This window comes from Streptomyces sp. NPDC031379, from assembly GCF_055569615.1.
Genome location: NZ_JBVIIT010000030.1, coordinates 1 through 22,222, shown reverse-complemented (window position 1 = coordinate 22,222; position 22,222 = coordinate 1). Strand labels below are relative to the sequence as shown.

Genomic DNA, 22,222 nt, shown 5'->3' with positions numbered 1-22,222 from the left:
CTGCGTCCCGGGAGAAGTGGGGGGGTGGGATAGAGAGGGGGGACACAAGCCACAATCCCACCTCCCCCCCCCCCCCCCTCCCCTCCACCCCCCCCCCCCCCCCCCCCCCCCCCCCCCCCCCCCCCCCCCCCCCGGGGCCGACTTCCCGTTTCCGTCAGACCGCCGGCGCCAGCGCCACGCGCTCGCGGCCGTCCGCGATCAGCACGACCCGTTGCAGCTCGCGCAGTCGCAGGCCCGGTTCCAGGCCCAGTTCACTGCGCAGCACGTCCGCGGCGTGCGCGTACACGGCAAGGGCGTCGGCACGCCGGTCCGAGGCGAACAGCGCCCGCATCAGCTGTGCGTAGAAGACCTCGTGCAGCGGGTGCTCCGAGATCAGCCGGTAGAGCCGGCCCACCAGCTCACGGTGGTGACCGAGGGCCAGTTCGGCCTCGATCTGCCGCTCCACGCACTCCAGGCGCAGCTCTTCCAGCCAGTCGGTGAACCCGGTGACGATCGGCCCGTTGCCGAGCTGGCCGAACGCCGGACCGCGCCACAGGTCGAGCGCGCCGGACAGGGTCGCGCTGGCCGCCGTGAAGCGACGGGCGCTGAGTTCGGCGCGCCCGCGCTGCACCAGCCGCTGGAAGACCCAGCAGTCCAGGTCGTCCGGCTGCACCTGGAGCAGGTACCCGGACGTCGAGGTGATGATCGGGCCGGCCGGGCGCGGGGACTCGTCCGGGGCGGCTCCGGCCAGCAGCTTGCGCAGCTGGGATATGTAGACATGGATCGCCGAGGTGGCCCGCCGGGGCGGGTTCTCGCCCCAGATCTCCAGCGTGAGCTGCGGTACCGAGACGACCTGGTTGCCACGCACCAGCAGGGTCGCGAGGACGTTCTCCATCTTGGGTGCGCTGATCTGGCGGGCGACGCCGTGGTCGATGACCTGGAGCGGCCCCAGTACCTGGTACCTCATACGCTCTCCCGCCTTGTCTCGATCTGGTCCCCACCGGCCGCGCGCAGATGCCCGGCGAGCCGTGACGGTGTCGGATGCTCGAACAGTTCGGACAGCGCCACCCGCACGCCGACGAGCGCCTCCGCCTCCTGCACCAGCAGCGCTCCGAGCAGCGAATGGCCGCCGTGGGAGAAGAAGTTGGTGTCCGCGGTGATGTCCTGGCGGTCGAGCACGCGCTGCCACAGGCCGACGAGGTCCCCGACCAGCGTGTCCCCGGTCTCCCGCGCCGGGTCCTGGGGTGCGGCCTCGGCCCGGCGCAGGCGGGCCAGTTCGACCAGCGCCGGGTAGTCCACCTTGTCGTTGAGGGTGGTGGGCAGGGCGTCCAGGACGAGGAAGTCCTGCGGGACCAGGGCGCGCGGCAGTTCGGTCCGGGCATGTTCCCAGAGCCGCTCCACCAGGTCCTCCGTCCCACCCGTGGGGTCGACGCCGGACGGTTCGACGAAGGCGGTCAGGGCCGCCTCGGAGTCGGTGTCGCCGACCAGCGCCACGGCCGCGCCCCGCACCGACGGGTGGGCGAGGAGCACCGCCTCGATCTCACCCGGCTCGATCCGGTTGCCGCGCAGCTTGATCTGGCGGTCGGCCCGCCCCAGCAGTTCGAGGGTGCCGTCGGCCCGCCAGCGGGCGAGATCTCCGGTCCGGTAGTAGCGGCCCCGCCCGGGGTCGTCCACGAACCGTTCGGCGGTCAGCTCGGGTCGCCCGTGGTAGCCGTGGGCGACGCCGTCACCGCCGATGCACAGCTCCCCGCGCACCCCGATCGGCAGTTCGGTGCCGTCCGGGGCGAGCACCATGACCCGGGTGTTGGCGATGGGCCGGCCGATCCCGGCCGGTTCGGGGTCGCCGGGTCTCAGGATCGCCGAGGTCGACCAGATGGTCGTCTCGGTGGGGCCGTAGACGTGGTGCAGGGTGCAGCCGGTGGCCAGCAGCCGCTCCACCAGCGGCTGGGGCGCCGCCTCGCCGCCGCACAGGACGCGCCGGCCGCGCAGTGCGGAGCCGGCCGCGTCGAGCACGAGCCGCCAGGTGGTGGGGGTGGCCTGGACGACGTCCGTGTCGTGCCGCTCGATCAGCTCGCGCAGGACGCCGCCGTCGGTGCGGGCCTCGTCCGGGGCCGCCACGACGCTGCCGCCGTGCGCGAGCGGGACGTACAGCTCCAGGCCGGAGATGTCGAAGGAGAAGGTGGTCAGCCACACCGCGGTGGTGTCCGGGCCGGCGTCCAGCTCGGAACCGAAGTGCGCGACGAGGTTGGCCAGTGCCCGGTGGCCGACGACGGTGCCCTTGGGACGGCCGGTCGAGCCCGACGTGTAGATCAGGTACGCGGGCGCGGCCGGGTCGGCCGCCACGGGTCCGGCGGGCAGCGGCCGGGCCGGCGCATCACCGGCCGGTGCCAGGGTCAGCACCGTCCGCTCGCCCACGCCGGGCAGGCGCACGCCCGGCCCGGCGACGACGGCACGGGCGCCGGAATCGGCGAGCTGGTAGGCGATCCGCTGCTCGGGGTGCTCGGGGTCGAGGGGCAGATAGGCGGCCCCCGCCAGCCAGCTCCCGAGAACGGCCGCGGCAAGCTCGGGACCGCGCCGGGCGGCGACGGCGACCACGTCGCCGGTGCGTACGCCGGCCTCGGTCAGCCGCTCCCGCACCGAGTGGGCCGCGTGCCACAGCTGCCGGTAGCTGGTGACGCCGTCCGCCGTGTGCACGGCCGGGGCGTCCGGTCGAGCCAGCAGACCTGTCGTGAACGCCGTGAGGACCGATTCCGAACCCACCTCCGCCTGGGTCCGGTTGGTGGTCTCGATCACCGCGTGGTCCTGCTCGCCCCACACCCGCAGCGCGCCGACCGGTCGCTCGACGTCCTCGGCGAGCTGGACCAGCAGCGCCTCGTACCGCTCCAGGAGCAGTTCGACGTCCTGGCGGGTCAGCAGTTCGGTGCAGTACACCGCCCGGACGCGCAGCCGGTCCGGTCCGGAGACCACGAAGAACTCCAGGTCGAACTTGCTGAAGCCGTTCTCCACCACCAGTGGCTCGGCCGCCAGCCCGCCGATGCTGAACCGGGGCAGGACGCTGCCGGGCACGTAGTTGAACAGGTGCCGGAACAGCATGTTCCGCCAGCTGGAGCCGCCGCGCGGCACCAGCGGGGTCAGGTGGTCGACCGGGACGTCGGCGTGCGCCAGGGCCTCGAAGAAGACTTCGCGGGTGGCGCGCACGAAGGTACGGACGGTCTGTTCGGGCGTCACGCGGGCGCGCAGGGGCAGCACGTTCACGTGGTAGCCGATGGCGTGGGTCGCCTCACGCGGCCGTACGTCCACGGGTGAGCCGACCGCCAGGTCGGGTCCCGCGCCGTGTGCGGCCAGCAGCAGCTGGTAGGCAGCGAGCAGGACGACCGTCTCGGGCGCCCGGACCTCCCGCTGGAGCCGCTTCACGGCCGTCCTGGCCTCTTCCGAGAGGTCGTGGAGCACCCGGTCCCCGACCAGCGTCGGCTCGGCGACATCGGGGACCCCGCACCACAGGTCGAGGGCGCCGAGGTCGTAGCCGGCGAGCTGCCCCCGCCAGAACTCCAGGCTCTCCTCGGTGGGCTCGGGCTCGACGAGGGCCGGCACCGGCTCCAGCAGGGCGGGCGGTGGCACTCCCGGGCCCGTCAGCGCGCTGTAGGCCTCGGCCAGTTCGGTCAGGAAGGGGACGCCCGACAGGGTGTCGAACACCAGGTGGTGGACGGCGAGGCAGAACACGTCGCCGTCGGCACCTCGTAAAACGGCGGCGCGCAGCAGCAGGCTGCCGTCCAGGGGGAAGCGCTCGGCGACGAAGGCCTGCAGATCGGCGTCGAGACTCTCCGGGCGGGTGGTGAGCACGCTCGGCACGAGGCGCACGGCCTCGGGGTCGAGGACGGATCGGGTGAGGTGGGCCCCGGCGGCCCGGTAGACGGTGCGCAGCGCCTCGTGTCTGCGCAGCAGGAGGGTGAGGGCCTCCCGCAACGGGGACTCCTGGAGCCTGCCGTCCACCCGGAAGGCGACGGACAGGTTGTTGGCCGCGCTGCGCGGGGCCAGTTGCTCCAACAGCCAGAGCGCTTCCTCCTTACGACCGGCGCCCTCTGATCTCTCCAGGTCGCGGCCCTCGGTGGATGCCCCGGATCCCAACGCTTGCATTGCTTTTCCTTCCTTCGTGAACGCTGTCACGCGAGAAGCTGGGAGACCGTTCGCGCGACGCCGGTGTCGCGGAGCAGCTCCGTGTGGGGGAGGTCGAAGGCGATCTCGCGGGCCACCAGCGCCGAGCGCTCCTGCACGGGGAGGGGGTTGAGTCCGCTGTGCGGTGTGGCGGAGCTGATGGCGACCGCGTCCGCCCAGGCCTCGCGGGGGTCGAGGTCGGAGGCGGCGACGAGGTAGCCGAGGAAGGAGGCGAACGTGGCGACCACTTCGGCGCCGCGCTCCGCGTCCAGGCCGGTGCGCCGGAAGGCGGGCTCGCCGTACTTGCGGAACAGCTCGCACAGGTCCTCGGCCAGCGGGCGCATGGCCGTGTGCGCCCGCCGGGTCTCCTGGCCGGCCTGGCGTGCCTCGTCGATCTCGTCGGGGGAGAGCATCGGGGCCAGGCCGCCGATGAGTTCGTGGTAGTGACGGTGCAGCAGGTCGACGTCGGGTCGTTCGGGGTCGAACAGGACGAGCCGCGGTGCCTCGCCCTGCAGGCGGCCGATCTCGGCGGCCAGGCCGGCGGCGAACACGCTGCCCACGCAGAAGCCGAGCACCGTGCGGACCGGTCCGGCGGATTCGGCGCCCGCCTGCCAGTGCCGCAGATAGTCCTCTCCGGACATTCCGGCCTCCCGGCCGGCCCGGGGCGGCGCGGTTTCCCACATAGTGGGCGCGCCGCCTTCCAGTGTGCGGACCAGGTCACCGAAACCGGCCACGGTGCGGCCGGTCGCCGGGAAGTCGGAGGCCAGCGCTGACGCGGCCTTCCCGTCACCGCTCAGAACATTCCACCCGTTGACAGTCATCATTCCATTCCGAATTCTAGAGATGAATTTGGGGAATTCTTTACTGTCGGCCCATCCGCAAGATGGCATGCGGAATGACAAATTCCAGTAAAGCGGGAACGAAAATCCGACCCTGATGAATTCCCCGTTATTGCGTGCGCTGCAGCGGCAAGTTAACACTCGCGCACTCTGCCGTAACAGTCGAATTCGATTCCTGAACGATCGTTCACTTTCCGATTCGAGCCGGGCGGACCGTTCCGTTCCGAAATGCGACCAGACCGAGAACCAGTGCACAGAGAACGAAACCTGTCGCGACCGTGAATCCCGTCTCAATGCTGTGGACGAGCGCCCCGTGACCCGCGCCGGGCGCCGGAGGCCGGTGACGGGCACCGGCGCTTCCGCCGGCCGTGACGAGCACCGCCAGGCCCAGGGAGGCACCCACCCGCAGCATGGCCTGCTGGAGCCCGGAGGCGGCGCCGGCCTCCCCGCGGGTCACCCCGGACAGGATGATGGAGTTGAGCGGCATCACGGTCAGACCGAGACCGAGACCGACCAGCACCAGCGGAACGGCGAGCCCGGTCGCGTAGCCGGTCCCCTCGGTGATGCGGGAGAACCAGAACGTCCCGGCGCCGAGCACGGCCGCGCCGACGACCAGCAGCGGCCGGGCGCCCAGCCGGGCCAGCAGGCGCGGTGCGGCGACCGCGGAGACCACCATCAGCACGGCCAGGGGCAGGAAGCCGAAGCCGGCCCGCAGTCCGCTGTAGCCCAGCACCGTCTGCAGGAACTGCGTGAGGAAGAAGAACAGTCCGGAGACGGTGGCGCCGACCAGCAGGGTGTCCAGGTACGCCGCCGCGCGCTCGCGCCGGGCCAGCAGGCGCAGGGGTACCACCGGTTGCTCGGCCCGGACTTCGACCGCGATGAAGATCACCAGCAGCAGGACGGCCGCCGCGCCGGAGAGCAGGGTGGCCTCGTCGGTCCAGCCGTGGCTCTGCGCCTGGATGAAGGTGTTCACCAGCGCCGCCATGCCCGCCGTCGACGTCAGCGCGCCCCCCAGGTCGAACCGGCCGGGCCGGCGCTCGGTCTCCGCGACGAAGCGCGGGGTGACCAGCAGGACGGCGATACCGATCGGCACGTTGAGGAAGAGGGTCCAGCGCCAGGACGCGAGGGAGAGCAGCCCGCCCAGGATCATCCCGACGGCGGTGCCCGCCCCGGCCACGGTGGAGAAGGCGCCGAGCGCGCGGTTGCGCTGGGGTCCCTCGGCGAAGGTGGTGGCCAGCATCGCCAGCGAGGTCGGCTCGGCGAGCGCGGCACCGAGACCCTGGCCCACCAGGGCCGCCAGCAGCACCGGTGCGGTCGGCGCGAGCGCGGCCAGCAGCGAGCAGGCCGTGAAGATCGCGATACCGGTCATGAAGACCGCCCGGCGGCCGAGCAGGTCACCGCAGCGGCCGCCGAGCAGCAGCAGACCGCCGAAGGTCAGCATGTAGGCGTTGACGACCCAGGACAGGTCGGTCGGCGAGAAGCCGAGGCTCTCCCGGATGCCGGGCAGAGCGATGTTCACCACCGTCGTCGCGACGACGATCATCAGCTGGCAGCTGATGATCACGGCGAGGGTGACACCGGGGTACGGAACCGGAGTCGCGGCCGTGTCCCCGCCGGCGCTCTTGGCCCGCAGCGAGGAGTCGGTCATCGCTCCGCCCCCTCGAGCAGCAGCCGGATGGCACGTTCGGGGCAGGCCGCCGCACCGCGCGCGGCCGGGCCGCGCAGCCGCTCGGGCACCTCGAACTCCCCCATGCCGTTGAAGCCCGTGTCCTCGTCGATCTCGTAGACCTCGGGTGCCATGGCATGGCACAGGGCGTATCCCTGACAGACCTCGGAGTCGACCCGGATACCGATCCGCTCGCTCATCGGGCCACCCCCACCGTGAGGTCCAGCCGGTCCAGGCCGCGGATCGGCGAGTAACGGGAGACCGGCTCGGTGCCGGGAGTGAGGTGGTACTCCGGGATCCTGGCGTGCCACTCCTCCAGCGCGACCTTGATGATCCGGCGAGCCAGGTGCATGCCCAGGCAGCGGTGCGGGCCGATGCCGAAGGCGAGGTGGCGCACCGACTCACGGTCGAAGTCGACCTCGTCCGCGCGCTCGAAGACGTCGGGGTCGAGGCCCGCCATGCCCCACGACATCATCACCCGGTCGCCCTCGCGGAGCTTGACGTCGTGCAGTTCGACGTCCCGGGTGACCACGCGCGCGGTGGAGACCATCGCCTCGCGGCGGATCAGTTCCTCGGCCATGGCCGGAATCCGGTGCGGCTCCTCGATGATCGTGCGCTGGGCCTCGGGGTGCTCGGCGAGGTGCCGGAAGACCATGCTGAGCAACGAGTTGGAAGTGTCCAGGCTGGCGAACATGGTCATCAGAATGATGTTGACGATCTCGTCCTGGGTGAGCGGCCGGCCCTCGTGCTCGGCGCGCAGCAGCGAGCTGATGACATCCCGGCGGCCCTCGATGCCCGCGGCCCGGCGCGCGTCGACGGCGGCGCTGAAGAATTCCCACAACGGCCGCCCCGCCGCGTGGAGTTCCTCGTCGTTGCGGGCGTTCGGCAAGCCCTCGCGGCGCAACCAGTTCTTGTGGTCGAGGAGTTCGGGCAAGTGGGAGCGGTCGATGCCGAAGTTGATCAGGAAGGTCTCGGCGGGCAGCCGGACCGCGAAGTCCTCGACGAACTCACAGGAGCCGCGGGCGGCTATGGGTTCGATGGCGTCCACGGCCGCCTCGCGGATCTGCGGGGTGATGTGATTGACCACGGCGGGGTTGAACAGGGCGGAGAGCGCCTGGCGCCATTTGCGGTGGTCCTCCCCGTCCAGCTGGATGGGGATGAGTTTGTCCTTGTAAATCTGGCGGTTGGGTATACCGATGTCGGCGCTGGAGAAGAGATCCGGATTGCGGGCCGCCCACTCGATGTCGGCGTACCGGGTGAGGATCCAGTAACCGCCGAACTCCTCGGAGCGCAGCACCGGTCCGTGTTCCCGGATCTCGTGCCACGCTCCGACCGGGTCCGCCTGGAGCCACGGCTGGTAGGTGCTCCACCTCCGGATCCGCTCCTCCGTGGTGCCCGGTCCCACGGGGCACCCCTGATGTTGCGCCGTCGTCTGGTTCATCCGCCAACTCCCTCCGACGTCAGAGCCGTGGACGGCAATCGGCCGTACACGGTGCATCTTCAGCCAGGATGGAGGCGGCATCTAATGACGTCCTTAAGGCAGGACTAAGTGGCCTCGCCCACGCAGGCGGCCGGGCGTGCCGACGGCCCCGGCCTGTCGGCCGGGTCGCCTTTCGGCCAGGCACCCGGTCGAGTCGTGCGCGGGGGCGGAGCCTGCCCCGGGCAGGCGCGGCCCGGCCCCCGCCGCCCGGTCAGCCCGCCGGCCGGGCCGGTCCGAACCAGGTCGTCACCGCGGCCAGCAGGCCGTCCCGGTCGGCCTCGCCGGTGTCGGCCCAGGCGACATGGCCGTCCGGCCGGACGAGCAGCCACCGGGCGTCCAGGGACTCGGTCCCGGCCGCACGCACCACGTTCACGCGGTCCGACCAGCCGGTGAGGTCGGGTGCCTCCTCCGGGCCGAGGGACAGCAACAGACCGCGCCCGTCGGCCAGCAGCCCTGCCGCTTCCACCTCGCCGTCCGCCGTGCGCAGGGTCGCGTCGGGCAGCGTGTCCCCGAGCAACGGGTGCTCCTTGGCGGGCAGGCCGGGGTAGGCGATGGGGTAGCGGACCCGGGTGACGGCCTGCACCAGGTGCCGGTTGACCTCCGGGTACTCGATCAGCTCGGCGAACAGCTCGCGCAGCGGCTCCGCCCGTGTCGGCGGATGCTGGAGCGGCACCTGGGCGAGCGCGCGCATGCAGGCCCGGCGGCCGACGGGATGCCGCTCGGCGTGGTACGTGTCGAGCAGCCCTGGCGGCGCCCAGCCGCGGAGTGTCGCCGCGAGCTTCCACCCCAGGTTCACGCTGTCGTGCAGCGCCGTGTTCAGACCGTTGCCGGAGGACGGCGGGTGCGGGTGGGCGGCGTCGCCGGCGAGCAGCAGCCGTCCCTCCCGGTAGGAGGTGGCCAGCCGCGTGGGGCTGCCGTACCGCGTCATCCAGCGCGGCTCGGCGAACTCGGCGTCCGCGCCGGTGATCCGCCGGATCGCCGCCCGCATCTCCTCGGCCGTCACCGGCACGTCGGCGGCGGGCGGTTCACGGTCGAACTCGACCGTCATCAGCCGCACTTCGGACGGGTCGCGCGGGTTCATGGGCAGCACGCCGAACTGGCCCTCCGGATGGACGCCGGCCCGGAAGTGCTCCTGGGCGTCGCCGGAGACCGCCACGTCGGCGATCACACCGTAGTACGACGGCGCCAGCACCTGGAAACCGAAGCCGCCCAGCGCCGCCACGGTGCTGTGCGGGCCGTCGCATCCCACCAGATAGGCGCAGCGCAACACCTGTTCGCCCGCGGCGGAGCCGACCCGGACCTCGACCCCGTCGTCGTCCTGCCGCAGCCCGGTCACCCGGTGACCGCGCAGGATGCGCGCGCCCAGCTCGACGGCGCGCTGCTCCAGCAGTTCCTCGGTACGCCACTGGGGGACGATCAGGTCGTAGTCGGTCTCACCGAGTTCGGTCAGGTCGAGCCAGAGGAAGGCGAAGTGCGTGCGCGGCCACACGGGCGTGCCGGCGTCGCGGAAGCGGTCCGCGAGGCCGCGCCTGCGCAGCGCGTCGACCGAGCGGGCGTGCAGCAGCATGCCACCGGACGACCGCTCACGGACCGGCCGCTCCTCCAGTACCACGGCGGGTACCCCGGCCAGCCCGAGTTCACAGGCCAGCATCAGGCCGGCGGGTCCGCCGCCGGCGATCACCACGGTGTCGTTCACGCCGTCACCTCCTCCAGGCTCGCAACGCCCGTCGCTTCCCGCTCGCCCAGCTCCTCGTCCAGGTAGGCGGCCACGGCGAGCGGGGTGGGCAGGTCGTAGATGACGCTGGGCGGCAGCGGCAGCCCGGTCACGGCGCACAGGCGGTTGCGCAGCTCCACCGCGGTCAGCGAGGAGAACCCGACGTCGAGGAAGTCGACCTCCTCATCGAGGGCGTCCGGACCGGGCAGCGCGAGTACGTCGGCCGCCATGGTGCGGACCATGGCCAGCAGCACACGCTCCCGACCGGCCCGGTCGTGATCCGCCAGCTGTTCGGCCAGCGCCTCGGGGCCGGACGGCAGACCGTCGGCGACGGCCGCCCGGGTGCCCCCCGCCGGCAGTGGGTCGTCGGGAGCGGCGGCCGCCCGCAGCCTGTCCTCCCGCCACCGCCGCGCGGCGGCCAGCAGCTCCTGGGCGCCGGCCACCTGGTCGGGCGTGAGGCCGAGGGTGTCGGCGAGCGCCCCGCTGTCGTCGTTCGCCACGGCCGTCCAGAACCAGTCGTCGAGCCGCTCGCCCGGCTCCCCGGCCGTGTCCCGCAGCCAGTACCGGCGACGCTGGAAGGCATACGTCGGCAGTTCGATCGTGCCGGCCGGCGGGACGAGCGCGGACCGGTCCACCGCGACCCCGTGCAGCTGGAGCCGGCACACGGCCGCGAGCAGGCTCTGCGCCTCGGACCGGTCGCGCTGCACGGCCGGCACGGTGAGCGCCTCGGCCGTGAGGGACTCGGCGGCCAGCGGGGCGAGCACCGCGTCGGGCCCGATCTCCAGGAAGGCGGTCACTGCGCGGGCCTGGGCGCCGCCGACGCAGTCGGCGAAGCGGACGGTCTCCCGGATGTGCCGGGTCCAGTAGTCCGGGGACGAAAGCTGCTCGGCGGTGGCCTCCTCACCGGTCAGGTTGGACAGGACCGGCAGGGCCGGCGGACGGAACTCGACGCCGGCGGCCACTGCGCGGAACTTGTCGAGGGCCGGGTCCATGTGCGCGGAGTGGAAGGCGTGGCTGACCTGCAGGGCGCGTACCTTGACTCCGCGTTCCCGCCAGTACGCGGCCGTCACGGCCACGGCGTCGGCGTCCCCGGAGACGACCGTGGAGCGCGGGGAGTTCACCGCGGCGATCGCCACCCGGTCGCCCTCCGGCAGCGAGGCGGCGACCTCCTCGGGCGCGGCCCGCACGGCGAGCATCGCTCCGCCCGATGTGGCGGCCTCCATCAGCTGCCCGCGCGCCGCCACGAGCGCGCACGCATCGCCCGACGACAACACGCCGGCGACGTGGGCCGCCGCCAGCTCCCCCACCGAGTGCCCGATGAGCACGTCCGGACGTACGCCATAGGACTCGACGAGCCGGAACAGCGCCACCTCGTAGGCGAACAGCGCGGGCTGGGTGAAGGCCGTGCGGTCCAGCGTCTCGGCCGGACCGTCGAACATCACGTCCCGCAGCGGCCGTCCCAGCAGCGGGTCCAGATGCCCGCACAGCTCGTCCAGGGCAGCGGCGAACACCGGGAAGGACCGGTACAACTCCCGTCCCATGCCGACTCGCTGCGCGCCCTGCCCGGTGAAGAGGAACGCCGTACGGTTCCTGGTGACGGCCCTCCCCCGGATCGCGCCCGGGGTCTCCCGGCCCGCGGCCAGGGCTTCGAGCCCGGCGAGCAGTTCGTCGCGGTCGGTGCCCAGGACGGCGGCCCGGTGCGGGAACGTCGTACGTGCGGTGGCGAGGGTGTGCGCCGCGTCCCCGGCCCCGATCTCGGGCCGTGCCGTCAGGTGAGCGTGCAGCCGGGCCGCCTGTTCCCGCAGCGCCTCCGGCGACCGCGCCGACAGCAGCAGCGGGGCGGGCGTCGCCACGGCAGCGGGCCGGTCCTCGTCGGGGGCCTGCTCGAGGATCAGGTGGGCGTTGGTGCCGCTGATGCCGAAGGAGGACACCGCCGCCCGGCGGGGACCGGCCGACGGCCACTCCCGGGACTCGGTCAGCAAGCGGACCGTGCCCGCGGACCAGTCCACGTGCGGCGAGGGCTCGTCCACGTGGAGGGTGCGCGGCATCTCGGCGTGCCGGATGGCCTCCACCATCTTGATCACACCACCGACACCGGCCGCGGCCTGGGTGTGCCCGATGTTCGACTTCAACGACCCCAGCCACAACGGCCGGTCCGCCTGGCGTTCCTGGCCGTAGGTCGCGATCAGCGCCTCGGCCTCGATCGGGTCGCCGAGCGAGGTGCCGGTGCCGTGCGCCTCGATCACGTCCACGTCCGCCGCCGACAAGCCGGCGTCCGCCAGCGCCTGCCGGATCACCCGCTGCTGGGCCGGACCGTTCGGCGCCGTCAACCCGTTCGAGGCGCCGTCCTGGTTGACGGCGCTGCCCCGGATCACGGCCAGCACCTGGTGCCCGTTGCGCCGCGCGTCCGACAGCCGCTCCAGCAGCAGCATCCCGGCACCCTCGGCGAAACCCGTGCCGTCCGCGCCCGCCGCGAACGCCTTGCAGCGACCGTCCGGGGCGAGTCCGCGCTGGCGGCTGAACTCCACGAAGACGCCAGGGGTCGCCATCACCGTCACCCCGCCGGACAGGGCCAGGGAGCACTCGCCGCGCCGCAGCGCCTGGGCGGCCAGGTGGACGGCCACGAGGGACGAGGAACAGGCCGTGTCCACGGTCACCGCCGGCCCCTCGAGCCCGAGGGTGTAGGCGATACGGCCCGAGGCCACGCTGCCCGCGCTGCCGCTGCCGATGAAGCCCTCGAGGTCGCTCGGTACCTGGCGCAACCGGGAGCCGTAGTCGCCGTACATCGCGCCGACGTACACCCCGACGCGCTCGCCGCGGAGGGTGCCGGGGACGATGCCCGCGCCTTCCACCGCCTCCCAGGAGGTCTCCAGCAGCAGCCGCTGCTGCGGGTCGACGGCGAGTGCCTCGCGCGGGCTCATGCCGAAGAACTCGGCGTCGAACTCGGCGGCGTCGTGGAGGAAGCCGCCCTGCCGGGTGGTGACGCGGCCGGCCCGGTCGGGGTCCGGGTCGTACAGGTCCGGATCCCAGTCCCGGTCGGCGGGCAGGTCGCCGATGGCGTCGGCGCCGGCGGCCACCAGCTTCCACAGGTCCTCCGGGGCGCGGACGTCGCCGGGGAAGCGGCACGCCATGCCGACCACGGCGATCGGCTCCAGCCGTTCGGCCTCCACCTCCTGGAGGCGTTCGCGGGTCCGCTGGAGGTCGGCCGTGACCCACTTGAGGTAGTCGACGAGCTTCTCTTCGTTTGTCATGTAGGTTCAGCCTCTTCTCAGCCTCGTCGGCGGGCGGCCGCAGCCGTGCCGTGGGCGCTCAGGTGGTGCGTCGGCCGAGTTCGTTGTCGATGAAGGCGAAGATCTCGTCGGTGGACGCCTCCCGGAGCCGCTCGGCCGGCTCGCCGGCCGCGGGCCGGCGCCAGCGGGCGAGCACCGCCTCCAGCCGGGCGGTGACCAGGTGTCTGGTCTCCTCGTCCGCCGCCTCGTCGGGCAGCGCGTCCTCCAGCTCGGTCAGCCGGGCCAGCAGGTCGTCCGCCGGGGCGGTGACCGGCGGGAGCAGCTCGGTCCCCAGGTGGGCGGCGAGCGCCGCGGGCGTGGGGTGGTCGAAGACGAGGGTCGCCGCCAGCCGCAGCCCGGTCGCGGCGTTGAGACGGTTGCGCAGCTGGACCGCGGTGAGCGAGTCGAAGCCGATCTCCTTGAACGCCTGGAGCGGATCCACCGACTCCGGTGAGGCGTGGCCGAGGACCGCGGCCACGGTGGCCCGCACCAGGTCGAGGAGTGCCTCGTCGCGCTGCTCGGCCGGGAGGGCGAGGATCCGGTCGACGGCCGGGGCCTCCGTCTCGGGGCTCGCGGTGTCGCGGCCGGGGGCGGGGACCAGGTCGCGGAGCAGGGCGGGCAGGGTGTCCTGGGCCGCCGCCTGCCGCAGCGCGGCGGTGTCCAGCCGGACGGGGACCAGTGCGGGACGTCCCGAGCGCAGCCCGGCGTCGAACAGGGCGAGCCCGTCGTCGCCGGTGAGCGGCACGACGCCGCCGCGCCGCAGCCGTTCGAGGTGAGCGCCGTCGAGGTGGCCGGTCATGCCGCTGGACTCGGCCCACAGCCCCCAGGCCAGCGACAGGGCCGGCCGGTCCGTGGCCCGGCGGTGCCGGGCGAGGGCGTCGAGGTAGGCGTTGGCGGCGGCGTAGTTGGCCTGGCCCGGGCTGCCCAGGGTGCCGGCGACGGAGGAGAACAGCACGAACGCGGTCAGGTCCAGGTCCTGGGTCAGCTCGTGCAGATGCCACGCCGCGTCGGCCTTGGCCCGCAGTACGGTGTCGAGCCGGCTCGGGGTGAGCGAGCCGACGACGCCGTCGTCGAGGACGCCCGCGGTGTGCACGACGGCGGTCAGCGGATGCCCGGCGGGAACGCCCGCGAGCAGGTCCGCCAGCGCCGCCCGGTCACCCACGTCACAGGCGGCGACCGTCGCCTCGGCGCCCGACTCCGCCAGTTCGGCGACGAGTTCGGCGGCTCCGGGGGCGTCCTCGCCCCGCCGGCTGGTGAGCAGCAGGTGCCGTACGCCGTGTGCGGCGACCAGGTGCCGGGCGACCAGGGCGCCGAGCGTGCCGGTGCCGCCGGTGATCAGGACCGTGCCCGCCGGGTCGAGGCCGGCCGGCCGGACGGCGCCGGGCAGATCGGCGTGCTCCGCCGGGTCGGTGCTGGTGGGCGGCGGTCCGGCGAGGGTGAGCCGGGGGGCGAGGACGCGGCCGTCGTGCAGGGCGAGTTGCGGTTCCCCGGCGGCCAGCCGGGACAGCACCGGATGGGTGGGCGCGAGCCGGTCGGCGTCCTCGTCCAGATCGAGGAGGGCCAGCCGGTCGGGGTGTTCGGACTGGGCGGAGCGGACGAGTCCCCACACGGCCGCGTCGGCGAGGCCGGTGAGCCGGGTGCCGGGGTCGGCGCCGGCCGCGTTCCGGGTGCACACGACCAGCCGGGAGCCGTCGAAGCGCTCGTCCTCCAGCCAGGTCTGGACCAGTTCCAGTACGCGGTGGAGCGCGTCCCGGACCGCTTCGGGGCTGCCGTCGTCCGGTGCGGCCGTGGACCGCACCAGCACGAGGTCGGGCACCCGCTCGGCCTCGGCCAGGGCGGCGAGGGCCAGCAGCTCCGGGTCCACGGCCGGGTTGCCGGTGGGGGTGCGCTCCTCCTCCACGGCGTGCAGCAGCACGCAGGACGGCTCGGACGAGGCCGGGGCGGGCGGCAGTTCGGCCCATTCCACGTGGTGCAGCGGCAGGTGGCCGGCGGTGCGCAGGGCGGCCAGCTGCCGGGCGCCGATCGGACGGACGGTGAGTTCGTCCACGGTGGCGAGCGGGGTGCCGTCCGGGGTGCTCAGCGTCAGCGACACGGCGTCCTGGCCGATCGGGGTCACCTCGACGCGCAGCGCCGTGGCTCCGGTCGCGTGCAGCCGGACCCCGCTCCACGCGAAGGGCAGGCGGATCCCGTCGTCGGCGGGTTCGGTGGCCGCCTCGAGGGCCAGCACGTGCAGGGCCGCGTCGAGCAGCGCGGGGTGCAGGGGGAAGCCGTCGCCCCCGGGCAGCCGCACCTCGGCGAAGAGGTGTCCGTCCCGTCGCCAGGCGGCGCGCAGCCCCTGGAAGCCCGGGCCGTAGCCGTAGCCGCGCTCGGCGAGCAGGGGGTAGAAGGCGTCGACGTCGACCGGCGCCGCGCCCGCCGGCGGCCAGGGGGCGCCGGCCGGTGCCGCCGACGGGGCGGGCGCCGTCGCGGGCCGTACGGTGCCGGAGGCATGCCGTGTCCAGTCCGCCTCCTGCCCCGGCCCGTCGGTCGCCGGGCGGGAGTGCACGGTGACCGGGCGGCGGCCCTCGGCGTCGGCCGGGCCCACCAGCACCTGCAACCGGGTCTCGCCGGTCGCGGGCAGGGCGAGCGGAGCCTCCAGGGTGAGGTCCTCGACCTCGGCGCAGCCGGTCTGCCGGCCGGCGTGCAGGGCGACTTCGAGGAACGCGGTGCCGGGCAGCAGGACCACACCGTCCACGGCGTGGTCGGCCAGCCACGGGTGGGCCTCGAGCGAGAGCGTCCCGGTGAGCAGGACACCCGCGTCGCCCGCCAGGACGACGGCGGTGTCGAGCAGCGGATGCCCGTGGCCCTCCGGGCCGGCCGCGGAGGCGGGGCGCTGCGGCCCGGCCGGCTCGAGCCAGTACCGCTCCCGCTGGAAGGGGTAGGTGGGCAGCGCGGCCGGATCGGCGGGTGTCCCGGCGAGCAGTCCGCGCCAGGCGACCGGGGCCCCCTGGACGTATGCCTCGGCCAGTGACAGCAGCAGCCGCCTGCGGCCGCCGTCGTCGCGCCGCAGCGTGCCGAGCGCCCCGGCGACGCCGGGTGCGGCGGTGTCCAGTGTCTCCTGGACCGCCGCCGCGAGCACGGGGTGGGGGCTGCTCTCCACGAACAGCCGGTGGCCCTGCTCGGCCAGCGCCGCGACGACCTCGTGGAAGCGCACCGTCCGGCGCAGGTTGCGGTACCAGTACGCGCCGTCCAGGACCGTGGTGTCGGCGAGCCGTCCGGCTGTCGTCGTCGACCAGAACTCGGCCTCGGCGGAGCGGGGTTCGAGTCCGGCCAGCAGGGTGCCCAGCTCCTCCTCGATGGCTTCGACGTGGGCCGAGTGCGAGGCGTAGTCGACGGGGATCCGGCGGGTGCGTACCCCCTCGCGGGCGAGGTGGTCGGCCAGTTCGTCGAGGGCCTCTCCGTCGCCGGAGACGACCACGGCGGTGGGACCGTTGACGGCGGCGAGCGCGAGCTGTCCGGGCCGGTCGGCGATGAGGGCGGCAGCGCGTTCGGCGGAGGTCGCGACGGAGAGCATGCCGCCCTGTCCGGCCAGTGCCGTGATCGCCTTGCTGCGCAACGCCACGACCCGCGCCGCGTCCTCCAGACTCAACGCACCCGCCACACACGCGGCCGCGATCTCCCCCTGCGAATGCCCCACCACAGCCGCCGGACGCACACCGAACCCCTGCCACACCGCGGCCAACGACACCATCACCGCGAACAGCACCGGCTGCACCACATCGACACGCTCCAACGACGGCGCATCCGCCCCGCCCCGCAGCACATCCACCACCGACCACCCCGTGAACGGCTCCAACGCCACCGCACACTCGGCAAGACGCTCCGCGAACACCGGCTCACTCGCCAGCAACTCCCGGCCCATCCCCACCCACTGCGACCCCTGCCCCGGAAAGACGAACACCGGGTCGATCCGGCTCTCCGCGAGGCCGGAGACCAGATGGGGGGCGGGGGCGTCGTCGGCGAGCGCAGTCAGGCCCTGGACGAGTTCGGCGCGGTCGGAGCCGACGATCACGGCCCGGTGCTCGAACTCGGCCCGGGTGGTGACGAGGGCCGCCGCGAGGGCGGCCGGATCGGCGTCCGGGTTCGCCGTGAGCCGGTCCAGCAGTCGACGGGCCTGTTCCCGCAGGGCGCCGGCGCTCCGGGCGGAGAGCACCCAGGGCAGCGGCGTGCCCTGGGGCACCTGCGGAGCGGGAGCGGGCCGTTCGTCGTCCGGAGCCTGCTCGAGGATCACGTGGGCGTTGGTGCCGCTGACTCCGAAGGAGGAAACTCCGGCCCGGCGCGGGTCGTCGCCCTTCCACTGCTGGGGCTCGGTCAGCAGCCGGACCGTGCCCGCGGACCAGTCCACGTGCGGGGACGGCTCGTCCACATGCAGGGTGCGCGGCATCTCGGCGTGCCGGATGGCCTCCACCATCTTGATCACACCACCGACACCCGCCGCGGCCTGGGTGTGCCCGACGTTCGACTTCAACGACCCCAGCCACAACGGCCGGTCCGCCGAGCGCTCCTGGCCGTACGTCGCGATCAGCGCCTCGGCCTCGATCGGGTCGCCCAGCGTCGTGCCGGTGCCGTGCGCCTCGATCACGTCCACGTCCGCCGCCGACAAGCCGGCGTCCGCCAGCGCCTGCCGGATCACCCGCTGCTGGGCCGGACCGTTCGGCGCCGTAAGACCGTTCGAGGCGCCGTCCTGGTTGACGGCGCTGCCCCGGATCACGGCCAGCACCTGGTGCCCGTTGCGCCGCGCGTCCGACAGCCGCTCCAGCAGCAGCATCCCGGCACCCTCGGCGAAACCCGTGCCGTCCGCGCCCGCCGCGAACGCCCGGCAGCGGCCGTCCGGCGAGAGGGCGCGCTGGCGGCTGAACTCGACGTACACCGTGGGGCTGGCGATGACCGTGGCCCCTCCGGTGAGGGCCAGTGAGCACTCGCCGTTGCGCAGGGCGCGGGCGGCCAGGTGGATCGCCACGAGGGACGAGGAGCAGGCGGTGTCGACGGTGAAGGCGGGGCCCTGCAGGCCGAAGGTGTAGGCCACTCGTCCGGCGGCGACGCTGGTGGTGTTGCCGGTCAGCAGGTAGCCCTCGAGGTCGTGCGGGGTGCCGGGCGGGCGGGAGACGTACTCGGCGGGTACGACGCCGAGGATCACGCCGGTGTCGCTGCCCCGCACGGCGGCGGGATCGATGCCGGCCCGTTCGAAGGCCTCCCAGGCGGTTTCCAGCAGCAGCCGCTGCTGCGGGTCCATGGCCAGCGCCTCACGGGGCGAGATGCCGAAGAAGCCGGCGTCGAAGGCGTCGGCGTGGTCGACGAAGCCGCCGCGCCGGGTGTACGCGGTGCCCAGGACGTCCGGGTCCGCGTCGTACAGGTCCTCGACGCGCCAGCCGCGGTCGGTCGGGAAGGCGGAGGTCGCGTCCCGGCCGTCGGCGACCAGCCGCCACAGCGCCTCGGGGTCGTTCGCACCGCCGGGGTAACGGCAGCTCATGGCGATGATGGCGATGGCGTCCTCGTCGTCCGGGGTCGCCGTGCCGCCGGTGCCGGGAAGGGCGGGCCGCGGTCCGGAGGGCGCGACCCGTTCGAGCAGCAGGGCGGCGACGGCCTCCGGGGTGGGGTGGTCGAAGACCAGGGTGGCCGGCAGCCGCAGGCCGGTCGCCGCGTCGAGGCGGTTGCGCAGTTCGACGGCGGTGAGCGAGTCGAAGCCGGACTCCTTGAAGGGCCGGGCCGGGTCGACGGTGGCGGGCCCGGAGTGGCCGAGGACGTCCGCGACATGCTCGCGGACGAGGTCGGTCAGGGCCTGTGCCCGGCCGGACTCCGGCAGCCGGGCCAGCCGGTCGGCGAGCGCGGACCGGGGTGCGGCCGCCGCCTGGGCGGCCCGGCGGGCCGGGCGCGGGAACAGGCCGCGCAGTACGGGCGGCACCTCGCCGTCCGGGTTCCGGGGCGGCGCCAGGCGGGCCGCCACGAGTGCTCCGGGCAGGGCGGCCGCCGCGTCGAACAGGGCGAGGCCCTCGTCGGTCGTCAGCGGTACGGCGCCGAGCCGGGTCAGCCGCCCGAGGTCGGCCGCGGCGAGGTCGCCGGCCATCCCGTCGGTGGCCCAGGGGCCCCACGCGAGGGAGGTCGCGGGGAGTCCCTCGGCGCGGCGGCGGGCGGCGAGGGCGTCGAGGAAGGCGTTGGCCGCCGCGTAGTTGCCCTGGCCCGCGTTGCCGAGGACGCCGGCGAGTGAGGAGAACAGCGTGAAGGAGGCCAGGTCGAGGTCGTGGGTCAGCTCGGCCAGGTGCCAGGCGGCGTCGGCCTTGGGGGCCAGTACGGCGGCGCAGCGTTCCGGGGTCAGCGTCTCCAGGGTTCCGTCGTCGAGGACACCCGCGGCGTGCACGACGGCGGTCAGCGGATGCCCGGCCGGAACCGTCTCCAGCAGAGCGGCCAGCGCCGCCCGGTCCGCCACGTCACAGGCCGCGACCGTCACCTCCGCCCCCGACTCCCGCAACTCCGCGACCAGCTCCTCCGCCCCCGGAGCCGCAGCACCACGCCGACTGGTCAGCAGCAGACGCCGTACCCCGCGCTCCTCGACCAGATGCCGGGCGAGCAGGGCACCGAGTCCGCCGGTGCCGCCGGTGATCAGCACGGTGCCGTCCGGCCGGGGTGCGGCCGGGACGGTCAGGACGACCTTCTGGGCCTGGCCGGTCTCGTTGAGCAGGCTCAGCGACTCACGGACGCCGGCCACCTCACGCACCGCGGCGGGCAGCGGGGCGAGCACGCCCTGCGCCCACAGCGGCGCCAGTGCGGCGAACGCCTCCACGGCCTCCTCGGGGGTGTGCCGGTCCGGCCACGGCAGGAGTTCGGCGGCGTCGAGGACCGCGTCGAACGGGCCGTCGGGAAGCCGCGGGGAGTCCGCGGCCACCGTCTGGACCTCCCAGCCGTGGTGCCGGGCCAGTCGCACCACCGCAGGACCCGCGCCACTGTCCGCCGAGCGCACCAGCAGCGTGCGTCCCGGCCGGTCGGCGGCCAGCGCGCGCAGGGCCCGGTCGGCGGCGAGGGAGGACAGCGGCAGGGTGGCGGCCTGTGCGTACGACCACTGGGCGGGTATCGGCGCGAGCAGCCGGTGGTCGGTCTCCGCGAGGGAGGCGACGGCGCCGGGGAACAGGCCGAACACCCGGTCGCCGGGGGCGAGTCCGGTGACGCCGGGACCGACCTCGGTCACGGTTCCGGCGCCCTCCGCGCCCAGCGGCACCTCGCCGGGCAGCATGCCGAGGGCCGCCAGCACGTCCTGGTTGTCGAGTGTCGCCGCCCGGACCGCGACCCGGACGCGTCCGGCACCGGGCGGCCCGGCCGGGACCGGGACGGGCACCAGCGCCAGGTTGGCCAGTGACCCCCTGGGTACGGCGTCCAGTCGCCAGGCCGGTGCGTCCGCCGGCGGCACGAGCCGGCCGCCGAGCTGTGCCCGGACGAGCCGCGGCGCGAACAGCCTGCCTTCCCGCACGGACAGCTGGGTCTCGTCGACGGCGAGCGCGGTCAGCGCGGCGCGCGCCGAGGCCGGATCGCCGTCCAGGTCCAGCAGCAGGAACCGGCCCGGGTGCTCGGCCTGCGCCGCACGGACCAGACCCCACACCGGAGCGGCGACCAGATCGTCCGGGCCGTGCCCGGCCTCGGGGGCGACCGCGCCCCGGGTCACCAGGGCCAGTCGGCAGCCGGCCAGCCGCTCGTCGGCCACCCATTCCTGGAGCAGCGTCAGCACCTGCGCGACCGTGTCGTGGACGGCGGCGGGTACGGCCGTGCCGTCCGCGGAAGTGTCTCCGTCCTCCGTGCGGTCCGTGCGGCTCGTGCGGCCGACGGCCGTCAGGACGACATCGGGCAGCCGGGCTCCGGCCGCGACCGCCTCGGCCAGCGCCGCGGGCGTCGGGTGGCGCTCCACGCCCGTCAGTCCGAGGTCGTCGGGGCCGATGACCGCCACGTGCGGCGCGCCGGCCGGGCCGGCCGGTACGGGGCTCCAGGTGGTGGTGAGCAGCGCGTCGTGTCCCTGGGCGCCGGCGGCGCTCAGCTGCTCCGGCGCGATGGCCCGGAACACCAGGGACGCGACCGACACGACCGGCGAGCCCGCAGCGTCGGCGACCTCGAGGGCCACCATGTCCTCGCCGCGACGCGCGAGGTGCACCCGCAGTGCGGTCGCGCCGGACGCGTGCAGCCGGACGCCGTTCCAGGAGAAGGGCACCCGGACCGGAGCGGTGTCCGCTCCGGCGCCCTCGACCGCGAGCAGCGCGAAGGGGTGGAGCGCCGCGTCCAGCAGCGCGGGGTGCACACCGTACCCGGCGGCGGCGGTGCCGGCCGGCAGTTCCACCTCCGCCCACAGGTCGTCCCCGCTGCCCCAGGCGCGGGTCATGCCGCGCAGCGCCGGTCCGTAGCCGAGACCGTGGGCGGCCAGCCGCTGGTAGGCGTCGGCGACGGGCAGTTCGGGCGCGGGCGGCGGCCAGGCCGTCAGGTCGGGTCCGGGCACGGTGGCGCCGGGCGCGAGGACACCGGTGGCGTGCCGGGTCCACGGCGCGGTCCGGCCCTCCGTGCCGCCCGGGCGGCTGTGGATGCCGATGGTGCGCCGGCCGGACCCGTCGGGCCGACCGAGCACGATCTGCAGGTCGACGGTCTCCTGGTCCGACATCACCAGCGGGGATCCGAGGACCAGTTCCTCGACCTCGTCGCAGCCCACGCGGTCGGCGGCCCGGACGGCCAGCTCCACGAAGGCCGTGCCGGGTACGACGACCGCGCCGACGATGGTGTGGTCGGCCAGCCAGTCCTGCTCGCGGAGGGCGAAGCGGCCGGTCAGTACCAGGCCGTCCTCGTCCGCGAGGTCGACGGCCGCCGACAGCACGGCGTGCTCGACCGTCTCCAGCCCGGCCGAGGCGACCGAGGCGGTGGCACCCGTGCCGTCCGCCCAGTAGCGCTGGTGCTCGAAGGGGTACGTCGGCAGGTCCACGGGCACGGGCCGGTCCGCGTCGACCAGACCGGCGTAGGCCGGATGCCAGTCCACGTCCACGCCGTGGGCGTGCAGGGCGGCGAGCGCCGCGAACACCGTGGCCGCCTCACCCCGGTCCCGACGGGCCGCCGCGACCGCCA

8 protein-coding genes and 1 pseudogene are annotated in these 22,222 nt (G+C 74.3%); all 9 read right to left on the bottom strand.

Going from position 1 to position 22,222, the window contains the following annotated elements:
• Positions 1–154: 154 nt before the first annotated feature.
• Entirely contained in the window at positions 155–946 is a 792-nt protein-coding gene (locus ACZ5CW_RS34535) for an AfsR/SARP family transcriptional regulator (RefSeq protein ID WP_468608511.1), read from the bottom strand.
• Positions 943–4,113: a non-ribosomal peptide synthetase gene (locus ACZ5CW_RS34530; protein ID WP_468608509.1), complete on the bottom strand. Its 3,171-nt coding sequence runs from the start codon at positions 4,111–4,113 to the stop codon at positions 943–945. Before ACZ5CW_RS34530 ends, ACZ5CW_RS34535 begins: the two co-directional genes overlap by 4 nt.
• A 26-nt stretch (positions 4,114–4,139) precedes the next feature.
• Positions 4,140–4,955 (bottom strand): hypothetical protein, encoded by an 816-nt coding sequence (locus tag ACZ5CW_RS34525; RefSeq protein ID WP_468608507.1) that lies wholly within the window; start codon positions 4,953–4,955, stop codon positions 4,140–4,142.
• 202 nt (positions 4,956–5,157) lie between these two features.
• On the bottom strand, positions 5,158–6,618 hold the full coding sequence (locus tag ACZ5CW_RS34520) for an MFS transporter (RefSeq protein ID WP_468608505.1): 1,461 nt from the start codon (positions 6,616–6,618) through the stop codon (positions 5,158–5,160).
• Positions 6,615–6,836, bottom strand: a complete 222-nt coding sequence (locus ACZ5CW_RS34515; RefSeq protein WP_468608503.1) for a ferredoxin — start codon at positions 6,834–6,836, stop codon at positions 6,615–6,617. The genes ACZ5CW_RS34520 and ACZ5CW_RS34515 overlap by 4 nt, the downstream gene beginning before the upstream one ends.
• The gene (locus ACZ5CW_RS34510) at positions 6,833–8,041 is read right to left on the bottom strand and encodes a cytochrome P450 (protein ID WP_468608501.1); all 1,209 of its coding nucleotides are present in this window, start codon (positions 8,039–8,041) and stop codon (positions 6,833–6,835) included. The genes ACZ5CW_RS34515 and ACZ5CW_RS34510 overlap by 4 nt, the downstream gene beginning before the upstream one ends.
• 286 nt (positions 8,042–8,327) lie before the next feature.
• The gene (locus tag ACZ5CW_RS34505) at positions 8,328–9,812 is read right to left on the bottom strand and encodes an FAD-dependent monooxygenase (protein ID WP_468608499.1); all 1,485 of its coding nucleotides are present in this window, start codon (positions 9,810–9,812) and stop codon (positions 8,328–8,330) included.
• Positions 9,809–13,042 (bottom strand): annotated as a pseudogene (locus tag ACZ5CW_RS34500) (type I polyketide synthase); the annotation flags it as partial. The pseudogene ACZ5CW_RS34500 and the gene ACZ5CW_RS34505, both read right to left, overlap by 4 nt.
• Positions 13,043–13,139: 97 nt before the next feature.
• The gene (locus ACZ5CW_RS34495; RefSeq protein ID WP_468608497.1) at positions 13,140–22,178 is read right to left on the bottom strand and encodes an SDR family NAD(P)-dependent oxidoreductase; all 9,039 of its coding nucleotides are present in this window, start codon (positions 22,176–22,178) and stop codon (positions 13,140–13,142) included.
• Positions 22,179–22,222 lie beyond the last annotated feature (44 nt).